Source organism: Agromyces sp. NBRC 114283 (assembly GCF_030268405.1).
Classification (GTDB): Bacteria; Actinomycetota; Actinomycetes; order Actinomycetales; family Microbacteriaceae; genus Agromyces; species Agromyces mediolanus.
Map to the genome: position 1 here is coordinate 256,797 of NZ_BSQP01000001.1, position 19,338 is coordinate 276,134.

The 19,338-nt window shown below is 72.9% G+C and carries 19 protein-coding genes; 10 read left to right on the plus strand and 9 right to left on the minus strand.

The genetic code is table 11. The features are described 5' to 3' along the window. Positions 1-9: 9 nt before the first annotated feature. Positions 10-2,298, minus strand: coding sequence for an LLM class flavin-dependent oxidoreductase (locus tag QSJ60_RS01195; RefSeq protein WP_285462234.1), 2,289 nt, complete (start codon positions 2,296-2,298; stop codon positions 10-12). Positions 2,299-2,419: 121 nt separating this feature from the next. On the opposite strand from QSJ60_RS01195, the gene QSJ60_RS01200 reads away from it, so the two are divergent. Next, positions 2,420-2,827, plus strand: coding sequence for a winged helix-turn-helix transcriptional regulator (locus QSJ60_RS01200; RefSeq protein ID WP_285462235.1), 408 nt, complete (start codon positions 2,420-2,422; stop codon positions 2,825-2,827). A gap of 24 nt (positions 2,828-2,851) precedes the next feature. Here QSJ60_RS01200 and QSJ60_RS01205 read toward each other — a convergent pair whose 3' ends face one another. After that, a complete protein-coding gene (locus QSJ60_RS01205; protein WP_285462236.1) occupies positions 2,852-3,769 on the minus strand; it encodes a DNA-3-methyladenine glycosylase family protein in 918 nt (305 codons plus the stop codon). A 299-nt stretch (positions 3,770-4,068) separates the two neighbouring features. On the opposite strand from QSJ60_RS01205, the gene QSJ60_RS01210 reads away from it, so the two are divergent. Continuing rightward, the gene (locus QSJ60_RS01210; protein WP_285465229.1) at positions 4,069-5,427 is read left to right on the plus strand and encodes a pyridoxal phosphate-dependent decarboxylase family protein; all 1,359 of its coding nucleotides are present in this window, start codon (positions 4,069-4,071) and stop codon (positions 5,425-5,427) included. 362 nt (positions 5,428-5,789) lie between these two features. Here QSJ60_RS01210 and QSJ60_RS01215 read toward each other — a convergent pair whose 3' ends face one another. Both QSJ60_RS01215 and QSJ60_RS01220 read right to left on the minus strand, forming a co-directional pair. Continuing rightward, a complete protein-coding gene (locus QSJ60_RS01215) occupies positions 5,790-6,521 on the minus strand; it encodes an NYN domain-containing protein (protein WP_285462237.1) in 732 nt (243 codons plus the stop codon). A gap of 80 nt (positions 6,522-6,601) precedes the next feature. After that, a complete protein-coding gene (locus QSJ60_RS01220; RefSeq protein ID WP_230768519.1) occupies positions 6,602-7,144 on the minus strand; it encodes a GNAT family N-acetyltransferase in 543 nt (180 codons plus the stop codon). A gap of 121 nt (positions 7,145-7,265) precedes the next feature. On the opposite strand from QSJ60_RS01220, the gene QSJ60_RS01225 reads away from it, so the two are divergent. From QSJ60_RS01225 to mraY, 3 genes are read left to right on the plus strand one after another with little or no spacing between them, the layout of a single operon-like run. Then, on the plus strand, positions 7,266-8,105 hold the full coding sequence (locus tag QSJ60_RS01225; protein WP_230768520.1) for a flavin reductase family protein: 840 nt from the start codon (positions 7,266-7,268) through the stop codon (positions 8,103-8,105). Further along, entirely contained in the window at positions 8,102-9,103 is a 1,002-nt protein-coding gene (locus QSJ60_RS01230; RefSeq protein ID WP_285462238.1) for an NAD(P)H-dependent flavin oxidoreductase, read from the plus strand. The genes QSJ60_RS01225 and QSJ60_RS01230 overlap by 4 nt, the downstream gene beginning before the upstream one ends. A gap of 55 nt (positions 9,104-9,158) precedes the next feature. Then, on the plus strand, positions 9,159-10,253 hold the full coding sequence (mraY, locus tag QSJ60_RS01235; RefSeq protein ID WP_285462239.1) for a phospho-N-acetylmuramoyl-pentapeptide-transferase: 1,095 nt from the start codon (positions 9,159-9,161) through the stop codon (positions 10,251-10,253). A 16-nt stretch (positions 10,254-10,269) separates the two neighbouring features. On the opposite strand, the gene QSJ60_RS01240 is transcribed toward mraY, so the two are convergent. Further along, complete coding sequence (locus tag QSJ60_RS01240) at positions 10,270-10,752, minus strand: hypothetical protein (RefSeq protein WP_285462240.1); 483 nt, start codon at positions 10,750-10,752, stop codon at positions 10,270-10,272. 105 nt (positions 10,753-10,857) lie between these two features. On the opposite strand from QSJ60_RS01240, the gene QSJ60_RS01245 reads away from it, so the two are divergent. The 4 genes from QSJ60_RS01245 (at position 10,858) to QSJ60_RS01260 (ending at position 13,732) form a co-directional block, all read left to right on the plus strand. Further along, positions 10,858-12,087, plus strand: coding sequence for a DNA polymerase domain-containing protein (locus QSJ60_RS01245; RefSeq protein ID WP_285462241.1), 1,230 nt, complete (start codon positions 10,858-10,860; stop codon positions 12,085-12,087). Positions 12,088-12,151: 64 nt separating this feature from the next. Continuing rightward, positions 12,152-12,862: an SOS response-associated peptidase gene (locus tag QSJ60_RS01250; RefSeq protein WP_285462242.1), complete on the plus strand. Its 711-nt coding sequence runs from the start codon at positions 12,152-12,154 to the stop codon at positions 12,860-12,862. A gap of 79 nt (positions 12,863-12,941) precedes the next feature. Continuing rightward, entirely contained in the window at positions 12,942-13,586 is a 645-nt protein-coding gene (locus QSJ60_RS01255) for a M15 family metallopeptidase (RefSeq protein ID WP_285462243.1), read from the plus strand. Beyond that, positions 13,583-13,732 carry a hypothetical protein gene (locus QSJ60_RS01260; RefSeq protein WP_285462244.1) on the plus strand — a complete coding sequence of 50 codons (150 nt, stop codon included), beginning with the start codon at positions 13,583-13,585 and terminating at the stop codon, positions 13,730-13,732. The genes QSJ60_RS01255 and QSJ60_RS01260 overlap by 4 nt, the downstream gene beginning before the upstream one ends. 11 nt (positions 13,733-13,743) lie before the next feature. Here the strand turns inward: QSJ60_RS01260 and QSJ60_RS01265 are convergent, their stop codons facing one another. The 4 genes from QSJ60_RS01265 to QSJ60_RS01280 form a co-directional block, all read right to left on the minus strand. Continuing rightward, positions 13,744-15,150: an MFS transporter gene (locus QSJ60_RS01265; RefSeq protein ID WP_285462245.1), complete on the minus strand. Its 1,407-nt coding sequence runs from the start codon at positions 15,148-15,150 to the stop codon at positions 13,744-13,746. Further along, positions 15,147-15,941, minus strand: coding sequence for an anti-sigma factor (locus QSJ60_RS01270; protein ID WP_285462246.1), 795 nt, complete (start codon positions 15,939-15,941; stop codon positions 15,147-15,149). Before QSJ60_RS01270 ends, QSJ60_RS01265 begins: the two co-directional genes overlap by 4 nt. Beyond that, complete coding sequence (sigK, locus tag QSJ60_RS01275) at positions 15,938-16,510, minus strand: ECF RNA polymerase sigma factor SigK (protein ID WP_372458678.1); 573 nt, start codon at positions 16,508-16,510, stop codon at positions 15,938-15,940. The genes QSJ60_RS01270 and sigK overlap by 4 nt, the downstream gene beginning before the upstream one ends. Positions 16,511-16,578: 68 nt before the next feature. Continuing rightward, entirely contained in the window at positions 16,579-18,330 is a 1,752-nt protein-coding gene (locus tag QSJ60_RS01280; protein ID WP_285462247.1) for a cytochrome c biogenesis protein CcdA, read from the minus strand. A 214-nt stretch (positions 18,331-18,544) separates the two neighbouring features. Between QSJ60_RS01280 and QSJ60_RS01285 the strand changes: the two genes are divergently transcribed. Beyond that, positions 18,545-19,204 (plus strand): fasciclin domain-containing protein, encoded by a 660-nt coding sequence (locus QSJ60_RS01285; RefSeq protein ID WP_230765066.1) that lies wholly within the window; start codon positions 18,545-18,547, stop codon positions 19,202-19,204. Positions 19,205-19,338: the final 134 nt, after the last annotated feature.

The following is a 19,338-nucleotide window of genomic DNA, read 5'->3' on the forward strand; positions in this document are numbered from 1 at the left end:
GCGCCGGGCTCAGCCCGCCGGGGTCACATTCGCATTGTCGCGGAAGAGGTTGTCCGGGTCGACCTCCGCCTTGATCCGGCGCAGCCGCTCGAGGGTCGCGGGCGGGAAGGCGGCGGCCAGGCGCTCGGGCCCGCCCTCGGTCTCGAAGCTCAGGTATGCGCCGCTCATGTGCGGCTCGAGCAGCTCGTCCCAGCGCTCGCTCGTGCGACGGTTCGGCGTGCCGAAGGCGACGACCGAGAACTCCGCGTCGCGGTGCGCGTACGCGGTGGCGTCGGCGGGCACGTCGTGCACGGCGCCGCCGGCCGCGCGCACCTGGAAGAAGTAGCTCGCGCCGCTCTCGAGGAAGCGCGTCGCATCCCGGGCGAACTCCGGCGTGAACCGGCCGATCAGCCCGGTGCGCGACAGCGGCTCCCCCTCGGCGCTGTGGCTCGCGTCGCTCGCGTTCGACACGATGCCCCGGTAGGTCGTGAAGCGCACGTCCTGCGCGACGAGCTGCGCCGCGTCGGCGAGCGGGTTCAGCCGCTCGAGCACCGTGTCGGCGTCGTCGGAGTCGACCACCACGAGCACGTGCGCGAGCGGCGGCCGACTGGCGCTGCCGGGCTGCACGATGAGGAAGCTCGTGAGGTCGCGCGGCGCGTCCACGACCCAGTCGCTCCAGGCGAGGAGGAACGCGGCGGTGTCGCTCGCGTCGAAGGTGAGCTGCCCGAACGCGAGCACGCCGACCTCGTCGGCCTCGAACTCGAAGGCGGTCACGATGCCGACGTTCGCGCCGGCGCCGCGGACCGCCCAGAACAGCTCCGGGTGCTCCTCGGCGCTCACGCGCACGGTGCGCCCGTCGGCGAGCACGAGCTCCGCCGCGCGCAGGTGGTCGATCGTCAGGCCGTGCTCGCGCACCAGCCAGCCGATGCCGCCCGCCGTCGCGAGGCCGCCGACGCCGACGCCGCCGGAGTCGCCGGAGCTGAGCGCCCAGCCGTGCGGTTCGAGGGCGGCCGCGACATCGACCCAGCGCGCGCCCGGTTCGACGCGGACGAGCCGGGATTCCTCGTCCAGCACCTCGATGCGACGCATCCGGGAGAGGTCGATGACGAGGCCCCCGTCGTTCGTCGAGCGCCCGCTGATGCCGTGCCCGGCGCTGCGGACGCTGAGCGGCACATCGCGATGGGCGCGCGCGACGGCGACCGCCTCGACGACCTCCTCGCGCGTCGCGGGCTGGAGCACGAGCCCCGGGTCGCCGCCGCGGAGGTACGTCGAACGCACGCGGGAGAACTTCGCGTCCCCGGGTTCGATGGCGGTGGCGGCGAGCGAGGCGGGCAGCCCGTCGTAGTCGATGCCGGGGCGTCGCTTCGCGAGCGCGGCGGTGCTGCGGACGGCTCCGGCCGAGGCATCCGCGCCGAGCTCCTGCTCGACCGCCTCCCGCAGCGCGGGCGCGACCTCCTCGATGAAGCGCTGCATGCTCGCCGGGTCGTCGCCGGCGAGGATGAAGGTGTCGGCGCCGTCTTCGACGACATAGGGCAGCAGCTGCTCGACCCAGTCGGCCGGCGCACCCTCGACCATGCCGCCGCGGCTGCGGACGTCGCCGCCGCGGCCGGCGGTGAAGCGACCGGCGACGTTGAGCAGGCGGCGGATCTCGGCGGGGTTGCGGCCCGCCTTCGTCGCCGCCTCGTCGATGCGGGCGGCGGAGTCGGTGTAGTCGCCCGGTTGCAGGTAGGCGAGCGAGGGCAGCCAGCCGTCGCCGGCGCGGCCGATGAGGCGGAGCATGCGGGGCTTCAGCGCACCGATCCAGATCGGGATGTCGTGCGCCGGGGCGGGCCCGCGCTTCGCGCCGTCGACCCGGTAGTAGTCGCCCTCGACGGCGAAGCGTCCGCGATCGGAGACGTCCCAGGTGCCGCGGATGATGCGGATCGCCTCGTCGAGCGCGTCGACCGCCTGGCCCGGCGTGAGCCGGCGCCCGCCGATGGCCTCGATCGCGTCCCAGAAGCCGCCGGCGCCCAGGCCGAGCTCGAAGCGCCCGTCGCTCAGCAGGTCGAGGCTCGCGGCGGCGCGGGCGAGCACGGCGGGCTCGCGCTGCAGCGGCAGGTTCAGCACGTTGCCGGCGAGGTGGATGCGGCTCGTGCGCGCGGCCGCCCAGCTCAGCAGCGTCCACGTGTCGTGGAACGCGGGCTGGTACGGGTGGTCCTGGAAGGTCACGAGGTCGTAGCCGAGCTGCTCGCTGAGCTCCGCGAGCTGCACCGCGCGCTGGGGCGGGTCGTTCACGGGCGTGACGAAGGTGCCGAACTGCAGTGGGCGTCCGTAGTGCATTCCATGCTCCGTTCCGGGGCGGTCGCGTCCATCATGCTGGGGATGCCGCGGGCCGCGCATGCGACGGGTAAGCTACTTACTCGAAGGAAGTTCCTTCACCGAGTGGAACGGAGCGCGGCCCATGGCGTATTCCCCGGACCCCGAGGCGCAGGCCGACGAGCTCGACGCCCGACGCTCGGCCCGGCTGCACGAACTCGGCCACATCGACGACGAGGCCTGCCGCCGCTTCACGAGCGCCATCGAGTTCGCCGGGCGCAAGTGGAACGCGGCCATCCTGCTCGCCGGAGTGCGCGGCGCCCGCCGCTTCTCCGAGTACCGCGACACCGTCGCCGGCATCTCCGACCGGGTGCTCGCCGCCCGCCTGCGGGAGCTCGAGGCCGACGGCCTGCTCGAACGGCACGTCCGCGCCACGACGCCCGTGACGATCCGGTACACGCCGAGCTCGCGCGCGCTGCAGCTCATGGAGCTGCTGCAGCCGCTCGTCGAGTGGCAGGCCGACGAGGAGCGCAGCGCCGGACAGGCGGGCTGACCGGGCGGCGCCCGGGTTGCGCGCTCAGCGGGCGCGGTGGTCGACGAACGGCATCCGCGGTCCGCGCCGCGGCCGCCCGCGGTGCCCGGCGAGGCCGAGCAGGCGGATGACCCGGTAGCGCTGCCCGGCCCACGGCGCGAGGGCGGCGAGCATCTCCTCGTCGCTCATGTCGCGCCCCTCGAGCGCGTGGCCGACGAAGTTCGCGAGATGGTAGTCGCCGACCGAGACCGCATCGGCGTCGCCGAGGGCGCGCTGGGCGACCTCGGCCGCCGTCCACGGGCCGACGCCCGGCAGCGCGGTGAGCCGGACGAGGGCGTCGGCCGGCGCCATCCCCGCCGCCTCCTCGACGCGCTCGGCGAGCGCCGCGACCCGCACGATCGCGCGGGAGCGCTGCGGGTCGACCCCTGCCCGGTGCCACTCCCAGCTCGGGATCATGCGCCACCCCTCGGCACTCGGCGGCACCAGCATCGGCCGCGGCACCGGCCCCGGTGCCGCCTCGCCGAAGCGACGCAGCAGCACCCGCCACGAGTCGTGCGCCTGCAGGGTGATCACCTTCTGCTCGAGGATGGCGGGCACGAGCGCCTCGAGCACCCGGCCGCTGCGCGGCACCCGGAACCCCGGGTTGCGCCGGTGCGCCTCGACGAGCTCGGGGAGCCTCGGCTCGAAGCGGGCGGTATCGTCGCGCGCACCCAGCAGCTCGGGTGCCGAGGCCACCGCGGCGGCCGCCCCCGGCCCCCACGCCTCGCAGCGGAACTCGTCGGCGCCGCGCTGCGAGAGCCGCATGGTCGCCGGCCCCTCGGCCATGCGGGTCGCACGCCAGACCGAACGATCGGGCGCGGTCAGGTACGCGGGGTCGCCGGGCCCCCGGCGGAGCGAGCCCACCGTCTGATGCAGCTCGCTCGGATGGGGCGCCCGCCAGTCGAGTCGCGCGTCCGGGGTCACCAGTCCAGTGTGCGCCATCCCGCCGACGGCGCACCCGGGCGGCCTGAGCCGTCGAGGCATCCGGCATCCTCCGCGCGCCGCCGCCCGCACGCAACGGACTGCCCGTTTGTGCCGTCCAAGCGAGCGGTGATTGCGTGCACGGCGGGATTCATGCGTAGAAGTTGCGCGCGGCCGGGCGACGGTTCAGACTTGCCGATGCCATCGAGAGGACACACATGGGCACCGCAGCCGACTCCCCCAGCAGCAGCACCACCGACGCCGGGTCCACGCCCCCGGCGGAGGCCGTCGACCCCACGCGGATGCACGCCGTCACCGCCGAGACCCAGGCCATCGTCGACCTCGTGCTCGACTACTCGCGCCGCCGGCTGCTCTCGACCGACACCCCGCTCGACAAGCCCGAGACGGAGGCAGAGCTCAGCCGCCTCGCCGGCCGCACGATCGACGAGCACGGCATGGGCGCGACGCGCGCCCTCTCGGTGTTCGAGCACGTGCTCGCCCCGGCCTGCATCACGATCGACCACCCCCAGTACCTGTCCTTCATCCCCGCCGCGCCCACCAAGGCCGCGATGGCGTTCGACCTCGTCGTCTCGGCGTCGAGCCTGTACGGCGGCAGCTGGATGGAGGGCTCCGGGGCGGTGCACGCCGAGAACGAGGTGCTCACCTGGCTCGCCGCGGAGTTCGGTCTGCCCGCCGGCGCCGGCGGCGTCTTCGTGCAGGGCGGCACCATCGGCAACCTCTCCGCGCTCGTCGCCGCCCGCGAAGCGGCCCGCGATCGCCGCACCGCGGCCGGGCTCCCCGCACCCGCCAGGTGGAAGCTCGTCTGCAGCACCGAGGCGCACTCCTCGAACAAGTCCGCCGCGAAGGTCATGGACGTCGAGCTCGTGCTCGTGCCGGCGGGCCCCGACGGCCGGCTGCGCGGCGACGCCGTGCGCGCCGCGCTCGAGGAGCACGGCGACGACGTCTTCGCGGTCATCGCCACGACCGGCTCGACGAACTTCGGCATCGTCGACGACGTCGCCTCGATCGCCGCCCTCAAGGACGAGTTCGAGTTCTGGCTGCACATCGACGGCGCCTACGGCCTGACCGGCATGCTCTCCCCCCTCGCCCGCCCGCGGTACCGCGGAGTCGAGCGCGCGGACTCGGTCATCGTCGACCCGCACAAGTGGCTCTTCGCGCCCTTCGACGCCTGCGCCCTCATCTACCGCGACCCCGAGATCGGCCGCCGCGCGCACACCCAGCACGCCGAGTACCTCGACACGCTGACCGGCAAGCCCGAGTGGAGCCCGTCCGACTACGCGGTCCAGCTCACCCGACGCCCCCGCGGGCTGCCGTTCTGGTTCTCGCTCGCGAGCTACGGCGCCGCCGCGTACCGGGCCGCCATCACCAACTCGCTCGAGCTCGCCCAGCGCATCGCCGAGGAGATCCGCTCGCGGCCGGAGCTGCGGCTCGTGCGCGACCCCGAGCTGTCGATCGTCGTGTTCGAGCGCGAGGGCTGGACGATGGACGACTACGAGCGCTGGTCGACGCGCCTGCTCGAGGAGCAGCGCGCCTTCGTCACGCCGAGCTCGCACGACGGCCGGCCGAACACCCGCTTCGCGATCGTGAACCCGATGACGACGTTCGAGCAGCTCGTGGGGATCCTCGACTCCATGGAGTGAGGCGGGCCGCGAGCCCCGGCGGTGCGCCGGGGGCCGCCCGCCGCATCGTCGGGACCCGATCACCCGGCGCTGGCGGGGCCAGCCCGGCCGGCACCGTCGTGCCGCGAGACGCGGCGCGCGCGGACCGCGTCAGGAGGGAGTCGTCGCGGACCCGCGTCGCGCCGCCACCGCATCCGAACCGATGCGATCGTGCTCGTCGACACGATCCAAGGCTGCGCGCCGACCCTATGACCGGGCTATGTCGGGGGCTCGGATCCGCTGTGAACGCCACCCATCGGCAGCATCGCTTCGACGCCAAAAAAGACTCGGCCCCAGAGGGGCCGAGTGGTATCCCGAAAGGATAGCACGCTCGCCCGTGGCACCTACCAGCCGGAGGGCTTGGTGAGCCTTCCGACCCGGTCCGGCAGCTGCGCACTCTTCACATCGTCCGCAGTGAGCTGGTACCACCAATGGCCCCCGACCCCGTCGAGCGGCGTCCCGCCGAGCTTGCCAGCGCGGTAGTTCTTCGTCGGATTCACCGTTCCGACGGGCACACGCTCTCGTGCCTGGGCGATCGGGAACGCCAGATCGCTGTCGTTGCTGACGACGACGGCCGCATCGACCCGTCGCTCCAGCACATCGAGCAGCAGATGCGATGCCACGTTCACATCGGAGCCCTTCTCCTCGCGTCGGGCCACCGAGGCCATGAACACCGCGTCCGGGTGAGGTCGGCCATCCCGATGCTGGATCATCATCGGCCAGCCCGGCAGCGCGAGGACCGGACGAGCCTTCCGATCGGCGACCGCGAGCGGAGCCGTCGAGACCCGCGAGACGTAGTTGCCCATCGCGAACTCATCCACCGACCCCGATTCCCGCAGTGCACGGAGATAGACGTCCTGGTCACGCTGGCCGCTCGCGTTCGACGCCCCGCTGACCCTGGCCGTGCAGTACACGACTCGATCGATCGTCGGGCCGATCCATGTGGAACGACGAGCGACGATCGAGCCGGCGAGCTGCCGGAGGTCGAGCCACCGCCACCCGGGGGTCGACCGTGCGCACAACCCACGCGCGCCGTAGTAGAGGTTGAAGCCGTCGACATAGACCCCGATACGCATCCCACTAGCCTGGACGGCTCGATACGCGCGCTCGGCAGTTCAGGTCAAGCTGTGGAGAACTCGCGCACCGAGCCATCCGCTCAGAGCGGGCGCACGTAGCGCAGCTCGTGCAATCCCTCAACGCTGCCGCCCTCACCGAACTTCTCTCCGCCGTCGGCGCGCCAGCCGTGCCGCTCGTAGAAGCGGATGGCGCGGGCATTGCCGTCGAGCACCCAGAGATAGCCCTCGGTCCAGCCGGCCGCGGCGAGCTCCTGCTGCGCCCGCTCGATCAGCGCGTGGCCGACCCCGCGCGTCCAGCTCGTGGGATCGACGTAGAGCCCCGCGAGCTCGCCGAGCTCGCGGCGGTCGTCGTCGCGTCCGCCGCCGAAGCTCGCCCAGCCGAGGATCTCGCCGTCGAGCTCGGCGACGAGCAGGCGGTGCGCGACGTCGCCGTAGCCGTCCGGCGCTTGCCCGAGCTGCGAACGAGCGATCCAGTTCCGCCACATCTGCGTGCGCGCCTCGACGCTCTGCCGATCCAGCACGGCCTGGTCGATCAGCCCCGCGTAGGCCACCCGCCACGCGTTCACATGCACTGCGGCGACCCCGGCCGCATCCTCGACCGTCGCCCATCGGATGCTCAGCATCCGACGACGCTACCGGAGGGCGGCGACGTGTGACGCGCGCGCATCACGGTGGACCACCGGCCGCGTCATACGCCGCACGGCAGGCGTAGCGTGGGGGCATCGGCCGGGACGGGAGGCAGCCATGCGACAGGACGAGCACCTCGTGATCGAGCCGAGCGTGCTGTACGTCGGCACCCCGGTCTATCTGGTCGTCACGCAGAACGCCGACGGCACCGCCAACCTCGCCCCGGCATCGAGCCACTGGGCGCTCGGACGCATGCTCGTGCTCGGCCTCGAGACCGACGGGCAGTCGTACGCGAATCTCGTCGAGCGCCGGCAACTCACCGTCAACTTCCCGGCGTCGGGCCAGTGGCGCAACGTCGAGCGCCTCGCCGCCGTCACCGGCAGGGACCCGGTGCCCGCGGCGAAGGCGCACCGCTACCGCACCGAGCGCCGCAAGTTCGAGCTCGCCGGTCTCACGGAGCAGCCCTCGGAGCTCGTCGCCCCGCCGCGGGTGCGCGAGGCCCCGCTGCAGTTCGAGGGCGAGGTGCGCCGGATCACGCCGGGCGTCGACCCGGGCTACGCGATGGTCGAGGTCGAGGTCGTCCGCGTGCACGCGCTGCCCGAGCTGCACGTGCCCGGCACCCAGCACATCGATCCCGGCGCCTGGCACCCGCTCATCTACGCGTTCCGGCACTTCTACGACCGCGGCGAGGAGCTCGGCTGGACCCGCAGCTCCCCCACCGCGGCCGGACCGCCGGAGCTCGGGCCGCCGGCCCTCGAATCGGCATCCGCGAGCGCCCCGCTCGACGAGCTCGCCCGCTGGGAAGGCTTCGGCGGCACCTGGGCGCTGCGCGAGATCGATGCCGAGGGTGCCGTCGTCAGCCTGTGCCGCTGCGACGGCGGCGAAGAGGTGTCCAGGATCGTCTCCGCCGACCCCGCGTTCCTGCGCTGGGCGGCCGAACAGGAGGTGCAGCCGTGACCGGTCTCGCCACGCCGTGGTCCGCCTCGCTCGGGCTGGGCGTTCCGATCGTCGCGGCCCCGATGGGCGGGGTGGCCGGCGGCCGCTTCGCGCACGCCGTCTCGCGGGCCGGCGCGCTCGGCCTCATCGGCATGGGCAGCGCGGGGTCCGCGACGAAGCTCTCGGCGCAGCTCGCCGAGTTCGAGGCGGCGCGCGGCGTGGATGCCGAGGCATCCGCGCTCCCCTTCGGCATCGGCCTCGTCGACTGGGGGCTCCGCCGCGACCCCGAACTGCTCGACACGGCGCTCGCGGCCCGCCCCCACCTCGTCTCGATCGGCTTCTCCGAGCGCTTCGACTGGGTCGAGCGGGTGCACGCCATCGGCGCGCTCGCGGCGACCCAGGTGTACACCCCGGCGGAGGCCGTGCTCGCGGCCGACGCGGGCATCGACGTGGTCGTCGCGCGCGGCAGCGAGGGCGGCGGCCACGGCGACCCGCGCATGGGCACGCTCAGCCTGCTCGACGCCGTGCTCGACGGGATCGGCGGCCGGGCGACGGTGCTCGCCGCGGGCGGCGTCTCCTCGGGCCGCAGCCTCGCCGCGGTGCTCGCGGCCGGCGCCGACGGTGCCTGGGTGGGCACCGCGCTGATGGCGAGCCCCGAGGCGCTGACGCCCGAGTCCGCCCGGCCCGTGCTGCTCGCCGCGAGCGGCGACGACACCGTGAACACGAGCGCGGCGGATGCGGCGCTCGGACTGCCCTGGCCGGAGCGCTTCCCCGAGCGGGTCGTACGTAACGCCTTCGTCGAGGCGTGGGCGGCGCGGGTCGACGAGCTCCGCGGCAGTGGCGACGAACTCGACGACTTCCGCGCCGCGTTCACGGCAGCGAACTCGGCGGGCGACCACCGGCTGGTGCCGGTCGACGCCGGTGAGGGCGTCGGTCTGCTGCGTTCGGTGCGTCCGGTCGCCGAGATCCTCGACGAGTTCGCGCGGGATGCCTCGGCGCTGCTCGGCCGCTGGAGCTGAGGGGCCTCAGCGGCCGGATTGACGCGCTTCGCCGACCGACTGGGAGAATGACCTCGTGAGAGCACTGCTGACCGCTGGAGCCTTGTCGCTCGCCTTCACGCTCTTTCTGACCCCGGTGTTCATCAGGCTGTTCACCCGGTTGGGGTGGGGGCAGTTCATCCGCGACGATGGGCCGCAGAGCCATCATGTGAAGCGGGGCACGCCCACGATGGGTGGGATCATCTTCATCCTGGGCGCCTTGTTCGGGTATTTCGGGGCGACGCTGATCAATGGTGAGGGTGCCACGGCGTCGGGGCTGCTGGTGCTGTTCATGATGGTCGGGCTCGGCGTGGTCGGGTTCATCGACGATTTCTTGAAGACGCGGAAGAAGCAGAGCCTGGGGCTCGGGGGCTGGGCCAAGGTCGCCGGGCAGGTCGTGGTGGCGGGCACGTTCGCGGTGTTGGCGTTGCAGTTCCCGAATGCGCAGGGCACGACGCCGGCGGATACGAAGATCTCGTTCATCCGGGATCTGCCGTTGGACTTCATGGTGTTCGGCACGATCGCCGGCACGATCCTGTACGTGATCTGGATCTGTTTGATCTCGACGGCGGCGTCGAACGGGGTGAACGTGACCGACGGGCTCGACGGGCTCGCCGCCGGGGCGTCGATCCTCGCGATCGGCTCGTTCGTCGTGATCGGCTTCTGGCAGTTCAACCAGGCCTGCGCGAATCCCAATCTGAATCAGGCGGATGCCTACCGCTGCTACGAGGTACGCGATCCCCTCGACCTCGCGATCGTGGCGACGGCGATCGTGGGCGGGCTCATCGGCTTCCTGTGGTGGAACACGAACCCCGCGAAGATCTACATGGGCGACACCGGGTCGCTGGCCCTGGGCGGGGCGCTCGCGGCGCTGGCGATCGTGAGCCGCACGGAGCTGCTCCTGGTGCTGATCGGCGGGCTGTTCGTGATCGAGACGGGGTCGGTGATCGTGCAGCGGGCGTACTTCAAGCTCACGCACGGCAAGCGGATCTTCCTGATGAGCCCGATCCATCACCACTTCGAGTTGAAGGGGTGGGCCGAGGTCACCATCGTCGTGCGGTTCTGGATCATCGGCGGCCTCCTCGTCGCCGCCGGCGTCGGCACCTTCTACCTCGAATGGCTCCAGAGCTGACGGCGAACCCCGCGGCTCACTCCGGGCGGCGGAACACGCGGCGCATGTGATCGCTGTCCAGGAAGTCGGCGATGCCGATCAGGATCAGGCTGAACACGATCTGCTCCGTCACCATCCAGAACGGGAACAGTCCGGGGATGGCGGCCATGACGAGGGTGATCACCGGGAAGATCTTGCTGAACAACCGCAGCCGGGAGTACGCCCAGCGGTAGCCCTTCTGCGCGCGCCAGGCGAAGTAGAACAGCGTCGCGGTCATACCCAGCACGACGAGGATCCGCATCCACACGGGGAAGGCGAGCACCGTGCCCTGCGCGAACAGCACGATCGCCACGACCAGCGCCGCGAGCCCGATGAGCAGCTCGAGCGCGAGCAGCCAGCTGATCCAGGTGAACGCGCGGCGCGTGCGCGGGTGCTCGACGAGTTCGTCGTCGGCCTTCTCGCCCGCGGCGCGGCCGCCCGCGATGCGGTCGAGCTTCGTGAGCACGGGTTCGAGATCCATGGTCGCCTCCGGCTCCGACGATACGCCGCGGGCAGAGCGGCCGCATCGACCGGAAGTTCGAGCCCCGAACCCCGGAGCGGCACTGAAACCACCTAGAGTGGTGACATGGCGGCCCGCTCCGACGACGCCGTGGTCATCGAGGTCGACGGCCACGAGGTGCGGGTGAGCCATCCGGGCAAGCTCGTCTTCCCCGACGCCGGCCTGACCAAACGTGACCTCGTCGACTATTACCTCGCCGTCGCCGACGGCGCACTCCGCGGCGCCGGCGGACGGCCGATGGTGCTGAAGCGCTTCGTGAAGGGCATCGATCGCGAGGCGTTCTTCCAGAAGCGGGTGCCCGAGCAGCATCCCGACTTCATCGACACCGCGACCCTGCACTACGCCTCGGGCACCGAGGCCGAGGAGACTGTCGTGCGCGATCGCGCCGGACTCGCCTGGGTCGTGAACCTCGGCTGTATCGACCTGAACCCGCATCCGGTGCGCGCCGAGGACCTCGATCACCCCGACGAGCTCCGCGTCGACCTCGACCCGATGCCCGGCGTCGAGTGGTCGCAGATCGTCGACACGGCGTTCATCGCGCGCGAGGTGCTCTCGGAGCACGGTCTCGTCGCCTGGCCCAAGACCTCCGGCTCCCGTGGCATGCACCTGAATGTGCGCATCGAGCCGCGCTGGAGCTACCCCGAGCTGCGCCTCGCCGCCGAAGCGCTCGCCCGCGAGGTCACCGATCGCGCCCCGGGACTCGCGACGGCCCGCTGGTGGAAGGAGGAGCGCGGCGAGACCGTGTTCGTCGACTTCAACCAGAACGCGAAGGACCGCACCGTCGCCTCGGCGTACTCGGTGCGCCCGCTCCCCGATGCGCGCGTGTCGACACCGCTGGACTGGGACGAGGTGCGCACCGCCCGGCCCGAGGACTTCACCGTCACCACGGTGCTGCGCCGCTTCGCCGAGCGCGGCGACCCGGCGGCCGGCATCGACGACGCCACCGGATCGCTCGACGGGCTGCTCGCCCTCGCCGAACGGCTCGGCCCGGCCGAGAAGCCGCCGAGAGGGGCGGATGCCTCGGGCCGCCGCACCTCGACGATGCCGCTCATCGAGCTCGCCCGCACCGAGACGAAGCCCGAGGCGCTCGCCGCGCTCGAGGAGTGGCGGACGAGGCATCCGGCCGCCGCCGCGGCGCTGCACCCGGCCGACGTGCTCGTCGACGGCATGCGCGGGGCGAGCTCGCTCTGGTACCGCGTGCGGGTGAACCTGCAGCACGTGCCCGAGGGCGAGCGCCCGCCGCAGGAGCCGCTCGTCGCCGACTACGACCCGTGGGCGGGCCGGCGGCCGGACTGAGTGCTCGGCGGGGCTGCGGACGTCGGCGGTCGGTGGCAGGCTGGCAGTGATCCGGGGAGGCAGCATGTGCGGAAGATTCGTGGTCTCGCAGAAGGCCGACGACCTCACCGAGGTGTTCGAGGCCGAAGACGACTTCCCCGAGTGGCGGCCGAGCTACAGCCTCGCGCCGACCGACACCATCCCGATCGTGCGCGAGCGAGCCGACCGCGAGACGGGCGCGTTCGTGCGGCGGCTCGAGCCCGCCGTGTGGAACTTCCACCCCTCGTTCATGAAGGAGTCGAAGCGGCCGCAGTTCAACTCCCGCATCGAGACCGTCGCGACGAACGGGCTGTGGAAGGGCGCCTTCGCCCAGGGCCGCTGCATCGTGCCGATGCGCGGCTACTACGAGTGGACGGGCGAGCCGGGCAAGAAGCACGCGCACTACCTGCACGGCGAGAGCGAGCTGCTCGCGGCGGCCGGCATCTCGACCGCCAGGCGCCTCGACGACGGCAGCTGGCAGGTCTCCGCGTCGATCATCACGCGTGAGGCGCGGGATGCCTCGGGCGAGATCCACGAGCGCATGCCGGTGTACCTCCCGCTCGACGAGGTCGAGCGCTACCTCGACCCGGTGAAGCTCGACGCGGGCGGCATGCAGGCGATGGTCGACTTCCTGCTCGAGGCATCCGACCGCGTCGCGCCCACCATCCGCGAGTACGAGGTCGATCGGCGGGTCAACTCCCACCGGGCCATCGACCCGCATGACCCGACGCTGATCCAGCCGCTGACCGCCGACTGAGCTGGGTCGTGGGCGGGTATCGCCCGCGTATGCGGATTCCGAGACGGCCCGGCAACGGCCGCTGCGGTCGACTCGTCGTATGCGAACCCATCACGACTCCGTCATCCGCCGTCGCCGCGTCGCCGTGCTCGGCGCCCTCGCCGCCGTGCTCGCCTTCGTGGCCGTCGGAGCCGCCCTGCTCGGTGCGGCGGCGGCGAGCCGCGGCGGCGTCCCCGGCATCGGGGCGGACGGCCTCGGCACCCCCTCGGGTGAGGCGCAGCCGGGCAACGGCGACACCGGTGACGGCACGATCGACGAATCGGACGGGTACATTCCGGAAGGGGAATGGATCTCGCTCGACGACGAGGTGCCCGCGATCACCCTGCTCGACGGCGAGCTGCTGGCGGCCGTGCGCGCCGCCGCGGCGGACGCCGCCGACGACGGCATCGAGTTCCGGGTGACGAGCGGCTGGCGCAGCGCCGAGTACCAGCAGCAGCTGCTCGACGACGCGGTGCTCGAGCACGGCAGCCTGGAGGAGGCGCGTCGCTTCGTCAGCACCCCGGAGGCCTCGAACCACGTCACCGGCCGGGCGATCGACATCGGCCCCACCGACGCCGACAGCTGGCTCTCGCAGCACGGCGCCGACTACGGGCTCTGCCAGACCTACGCGAACGAGATGTGGCACTTCGAGCTCTCGACCGAGCCCGGCGGCGAGTGCCCGGTGATGCTGCCGGACGCCTCGTGAGCCGGCTCGACGGCCTCGGCGTCGCGTGGTCCGCCCTGGCGCTGCTCGCGCTCGGCGTGCTCGCCGTGCCGCTCCTCGCGGTGTGGCTCATGCTGCCGCTCGTGCCGGCGGTGGCGATGCTCGCCCAGCTGCTCGGGGTGTTCTAGGGCGAGCCGCCTCAGCCCGCGCGCTCCGCCGCGGCTCGGCGCGCTCGGCTCGCCCAGAACAGCACCGGGATGAGCACGAGCGAGAGGATGCCGCCGCCGAGCGCCAGCGCCGCATAGCTCGACGCCGCCATCACCACGCCGGACATCACGCCGCCGCCGGCCCCCGCGAGCGCGATCAGCACGTCGATCGTGCCCTGGGTGCGCGCGCGGTTCGCGGGCACCGTGGCGTCGACGACGAGCGCGGTGCCCGCGATGAGGCCGAAGTTCCAGCCGAGGCCGAGCAGCACGAGCGCGAGGATCAGCAGGCCGAGCGAGTCCGCCGGGGCGACCGCCGCGACGATGCCGGCCGCGAGCAGGGTCACGCCCGCGGCGATCGCCATCGGCGTGCGGCCCACGCGGTCGACGAGCACGCCCGTGACGAGCGACGGCAGGTACATCGCCGCGATGTGCAGGCCGATGACGAGGCCGACCTCGCTGAGGCCGTGATGATGGGCGCGCATGTGCACCGGGGTCATCGTCATGATCGCGACCATCGCGATCTGCGTGAGCACCATCACGGTGGCGCCCGCGTACGCGCCGGGGCCGGGGCGTACGGGCGCGGGCGGAGCGGATGACGCAGCAGGAGCGGATGCCGCAGCAGGAGCGGATGCCGCAGCGGGCGGCACCGCCTCGGCCGGGTCTGATGCCTCCACGACCGCGGGCGCCTCGGCATCCGGCAGCCGGCGGGCGAGCAGGAAGGGGTCGGGCCGGAGCAGTGCGAGCAGCACCGCACCCGCGGCGACGTAGGCGGCCCCGCCGAGCAGGAACGGCCCCGCGAGCGCCGGGATGCCCCAGGACTCGGCGAGCCGGCCGAGCGGCTCGACGAGGTTGGGGCCGGCGACCGCGCCGAGCGTGGTCGACACCATCGCGATGCTGACGGCCGTGCCGCGGGTGCGCGGCGTCGCGAGGTCGGCTCCCGCGTACCTCGCCTGCAGGTTCGTCGCGGTGCCCGCCCCGTAGACGAAGAGCGAGAGGAACAGCAGCGGCACGTTGTCGGCGACGGCGGCGAGGACGACGCCCGCCGCGCCGATGCCGCCCGCGGCGAAGCCGAGGCCGAGGCCGAGTCGGCGCCCCCGGCGCTGAGTGACCCGGCCGACGAGGAACGCGGCGAGCGCCGAACCGAGCGTGAAGAGCGCCGTCGGGACACCGGCGAGGCCGTCGCTGCCGAGCACCTCCTGGGCGAGCAGCGCGCCGACGGTGACCCCGGCGGCGAGGCCGGCGCCGCCCAGCACCTGGCTCGCGACCACGACCGCGAGGGTGCGGCGCTGCAGCCGGCGGCGCAGCTCGTCGTCGGCGGCGAGCTCGCGGGCGAGCTGGTCGAGCGCGGCGGCGCCGTGCGATGCTCGCGACCCGGCGGGACCCCCGCCCGCGCGACTCACGTCTGCACCGCGGCGATGGGCTCCGTGGTGGGCTGCTCCGAGCCCCCGGCCGGTTCGACCGTGAGGCCGACGACCATGCCGTCGACGAAGTCGCCCTCGAGCACGCGCCAGCTGTTCGCGCCGACGAGCCCCGCCGGTGCCGGCCCCGCCTCGTCGATGTACCAGAGCTCGTAGTCGTGCGTGGAGCCGAGCTCGGGCAGACCGTTCGCCATGACCGCGCTGCGCCCGAGTTCGGCCGACCAGAGCACCGTCACCTCGCCGCCGCCGGACACCTCGACCGTCTGCCGCTGGGCGTCGGGGGCCGCCTCGAGGGCGGCGAGCTCGCGCTGCGCGCCCCAGCCGTTCGGGCCGGACCAGCCGATCCCGATCACCACGCCGATCGCGAGGATCGCCACGGAGGCCGCGGCGGCCAGCGTGGTCACGAGGCGACGCCGCCGGCGCCGCGCGGCGAGCTCGTCGACGGGCGCGACGTCGGGCTCGGCGGCCGCGTCGGGCTCGGATGCCGACGCCGGGAACGCGGCGGGCTCGGCGAGCGGTTCGGCATCCACCGGCGGCAGCTGCGGCGTCTCGTCGAGCCGCGCGAACAGCCCGGCCTTCAGCGAGGGCGGCGGCGCGAGCTCGGGCGTCTCCGCACCGAGCCCGGCGGCAACGGCGCGGAAGCCGTCGACCTCGGCCCGGAGCTCGGGCGATCGGGCGAGCTCAGCTTCGAAGCGGCGCAGCTCTTCGCCGTCGAGCGCGTCGAGCGCGTAGGCCGCAGCGAGCGCGCGAAGCTCCTCGTCGGGTTCGGTCATGAGGTCACCCCCAGCAGGTGGCGCAGCCGGATCATGCCGTCGCGCAATCGGGTCTTCACCGTGCCGAGGGGCAGTTCGAGCGCGTCGGCGATCTCGGACTGACTCTTCCCCTCGTAGTAGGCCATGGCGAGCGCGGTGCGTTGCGCCTCGCTGAGCTCGCCGAGCGCGGCGCTCACGCGCTCGTGCTCGACGCTGAGCTCCACGCGCTCCTCGACGTCCTCGGCGGGCGTGGCGAGCTCGCGGATGCCGGCGCGGAGATCGCGCTCGGCGCTCGCCTGCGCCGAGCGCACCCGGTCGACCGCGCGGCGGTGCGCGATCGTCAGGAGCCAGGCGACGGCCGCACCGCGGCTCGCGTCGAAGCGCGCCGCCTGCTGCCAGACCTCGAGGAACACGTCTTGCGTGACCTCCTCCGCCTGGGCGGCGTCGACGAGGATCCGTCGCACGAGGCCGAACACCCGCGGTGCGGTGCGGTCGTAGAGCTCGCCGAACGCGGCCCGGTCGCCGCCCGCCGTGCGCGCGAACAGCACGTCGATCGACGGCTCCCCGCTGCTGCCCTCGCCGTCGCTCACCCGACCAAGCATGGCAGACCCCCGGCCGAGCGTCGCCCGGTCGGCCCGAGGTCGTTCCAGCAGCTGGGTCATCCGAAGGTGAAGGAGTAGGCCTGCACGTCGCCCTCGACCGTGACGTCGAGGGTGCCGCGCTCGGGCGAGTCGGACTGGTGGACCGCGTAGGAGCGGGGGACGCCGGAGATCTCGATCCGCTGCGTCGTTCCGCCGTCGCGGACGGTGATGGTGCCCTCGCCGCCGAGCACCATGCGCACCTCGCTCGCGAGGTACGAGAGCCGCACGGCGGCCTTCCCGCCGTCGGCGGGGGCGATCGACTGGGTGTCGAGCGCCCACGAGCCGTCGAGGGCGAAGCGGTCGTCGGCGAGCTTCTCGGGGAACGCGAACGAGCTCGTGCTGCGCCGGTAGGGCTCCTCGCCGCCGAAGTTCGCCTGCTTCGTGGTGCCGAGGAAGGTCTCGGGCGTGGTCGAGCCGGCGTCGGGCGTCTCGTCGGCCACCTCGGTGGCGGCCGGCAGGGCGACGCCCGGGTCGGCGTCCTCGAGGAGCTGGCGGATGAGCCGCTCGGTGTCGGCGTAGTGGCCCTCGCCGAAGGAGACCTGGCGCACGACGCCGTCGGCGTCGACGAGGTAGTGCGCGGGCCAGTAGCGGTTGCGGAAGTTCGTCCAGGTCGCGAGGTCGTTGTCGAGCGCGACGGGGTAGTCGATGCCGAAGTCGCGGATGCCGGCCTCGACGTTGCGCGGCTCCTTCTCGAAGGCGTACTCGGGCGAGTGCACGCCGATCACGCTGAGCCCGGCGTCGCGGTACGCCTCGTCCCACGCGACGACGTGCGGGATCGATCGCTGGCAGTTGATGCACGAGTACGCCCAGAAGTCGATGAGCACGACCCGGCCGCGCAGCTCGTCGAGGTCGACGGCGGCGCCGTCCGGCGTGTTGAACCACTGCTGGATGCCGCGGATCGAGGGCACGGGCCCGCACGATTCGAGCTCGGCGGCCCCGTTGGTGCACTGGTCGAGCTGGCGGTTCTCGTCGGTGACGAGGCCGCCGAGGTCGAGGGCCTGAGTGACCTCCTCCGACTGCGCGAGCTGCCGCTGCAGGTCGCTCGTGTAGTCGGGCACGAGCCGCTGCAGCGCGCCGGGCAGGTCGAAGACGAGGCCCACGGCGAGCGCGATCATGACGATGCCGCCGGTGATGCGCACGCCTCGCTGGTGCTTGCGGAACGCGGCGACGCGCTCGGCGACCCGGCGGCCGGCGAGCGCGAACAGCAGCAGCGGAGCGGCCGCGCCGAGCGCGAAGGTCACCGTGAGCACGATCGTCTCGACCCCGATGCGCCCCGTCGAGCCGGCGACGGTGATCGCGGCGAGCACGGGGCCGGCGCAGGGCACGTAGACGGTGCCGAGCACGAGGCCGAGCACGAAGCCGTTGCCCTCGGTGCCGACGCTGCGCCGCGGGATCCAGGCGAAGGGCTTCTCGAGCAGCTCCTCGAAGCGCGGCACGATGAGGCCGATGCCGATGAGCACGAGCACGACGAGGCCGGCCCAGCGGAGCACGTCCTGCGGCAGGCCGAGCAGCCCCAGCACGAGCGAGCCGGCGAGGGTGATCAGGCTGAAGCTCACGACGAGGCCGGCGATGACGAGATAGGGCCGCCACCGGCTCGGGCCGGGCGGGGCGGCAGCCGGGACGCCGTCGGGGTCGACCGCGGTCCCCGCGGTGCTGCGTGCGCTCTGCGCGCCGCCCGAGAGCAGGATCACGGGCAGCACGGGCAGGATGCACGGCGAGATCCCGGTGATGAGACCGCCGGCCAGGCCGATCAGGGCGAGCGCGATCATGGGGTCCCTCGATTCAGCTGGGCGACGGGTGGGCTGCCAGGGATTCGGAGCGGACGCCGGATCGGATGGTCCGAGGCATCCGATCGGGCGGCCGCCGCGGTGCCCGACGAGGCCGTCCCGAGGCATCCGCGATTCCGTCCAATCCGATCGGCGGATGCCTCCGAATCCCCCGTGTCGGCCAGAACCGGGCCGACGCATCCGAAGGAGGAAGTCCATGCGCACGATCCGCACTCGCACCGCATCCGCCCTCGTCGCCCTCGCGGCGATCACCTCGCTCGGCCTCGCCGGGTGCAGCATGGGCGGCTCGTCCACTCCCAGCGAGGAGTCGACGCCGAAGACGGAGTCGACGCCCTCGGCCGAGTCGATGGAGACCGACCCCGCCGCCGACCTCGTGGGCTCCGGCTGCGCGGCCTACGCCGAGCAGGTGCCCGACGGCGCCGGCTCGATCGTCGGCATGTCGCAGGACCCGGTCGCCGTCGCGGCCTCGAACAACCCGCTGCTGACGACGCTCGTCGCGGCGGTCTCCGGTCAGCTGAACCCCGACGTGAACCTCGTCGACACGCTGAACGGCGACGAGTTCACCGTGTTCGCCCCCGTCGACGACGCCTTCGCGAAGATCGACCCGGCGACGATCGAGTCCCTGAAGACCGACTCGGCGACGCTCACCTCGATCCTCACGTACCACGTCGTGCCCGGTCAGCTCTCGCCCGACGAGGTCGTCGGCACGCAGACCACGGTGCAGGGCGGCACGGTCGACGTGACCGGATCGGGCGACTCGCTCAAGGTCAACGACGCCAACGTGATCTGTGGCGGCGTGCACACCGCGAACGCGACCGTCTACCTCATCGACGGCGTGCTGATGCCCCCGATGTGATCCCGGCGTGCGTCGGCAGCACGACGCACACGCCCCACATCGGGACCCCCGAGTTCATCGGGAACCCCCGAGTTGCCCGACTTTCATGGAAGTCGGGCAACTCGTCTGTTCAGCGGGCGCGGACGGCGCTCAGC

Coding starts and splice junctions, on each gene's coding strand:
- QSJ60_RS01195 (WP_285462234.1), bottom strand. CDS start 2,298: ATGCACTACGGACGCCCACTGCAGTTCGGCACCTTCGTCACGCCCGTG.
- QSJ60_RS01225 (WP_230768520.1), top strand. CDS start 7,266: ATGCGACAGGACGAGCACCTCGTGATCGAGCCGAGCGTGCTGTACGTC.
- QSJ60_RS01280 (WP_285462247.1), bottom strand. CDS start 18,330: ATGATCGCGCTCGCCCTGATCGGCCTGGCCGGCGGTCTCATCACCGGG.
- QSJ60_RS01250 (WP_285462242.1), top strand. CDS start 12,152: ATGTGCGGAAGATTCGTGGTCTCGCAGAAGGCCGACGACCTCACCGAG.
- QSJ60_RS01245 (WP_285462241.1), top strand. CDS start 10,858: ATGGCGGCCCGCTCCGACGACGCCGTGGTCATCGAGGTCGACGGCCAC.
- QSJ60_RS01285 (WP_230765066.1), top strand. CDS start 18,545: ATGCGCACGATCCGCACTCGCACCGCATCCGCCCTCGTCGCCCTCGCG.
- QSJ60_RS01255 (WP_285462243.1), top strand. CDS start 12,942: ATGCGAACCCATCACGACTCCGTCATCCGCCGTCGCCGCGTCGCCGTG.
- QSJ60_RS01240 (WP_285462240.1), bottom strand. CDS start 10,752: ATGGATCTCGAACCCGTGCTCACGAAGCTCGACCGCATCGCGGGCGGC.
- QSJ60_RS01200 (WP_285462235.1), top strand. CDS start 2,420: ATGGCGTATTCCCCGGACCCCGAGGCGCAGGCCGACGAGCTCGACGCC.
- QSJ60_RS01210 (WP_285465229.1), top strand. CDS start 4,069: ATGCACGCCGTCACCGCCGAGACCCAGGCCATCGTCGACCTCGTGCTC.
- QSJ60_RS01220 (WP_230768519.1), bottom strand. CDS start 7,144: ATGCTGAGCATCCGATGGGCGACGGTCGAGGATGCGGCCGGGGTCGCC.
- QSJ60_RS01270 (WP_285462246.1), bottom strand. CDS start 15,941: ATGACCGAACCCGACGAGGAGCTTCGCGCGCTCGCTGCGGCCTACGCG.
- QSJ60_RS01215 (WP_285462237.1), bottom strand. CDS start 6,521: ATGCGTATCGGGGTCTATGTCGACGGCTTCAACCTCTACTACGGCGCG.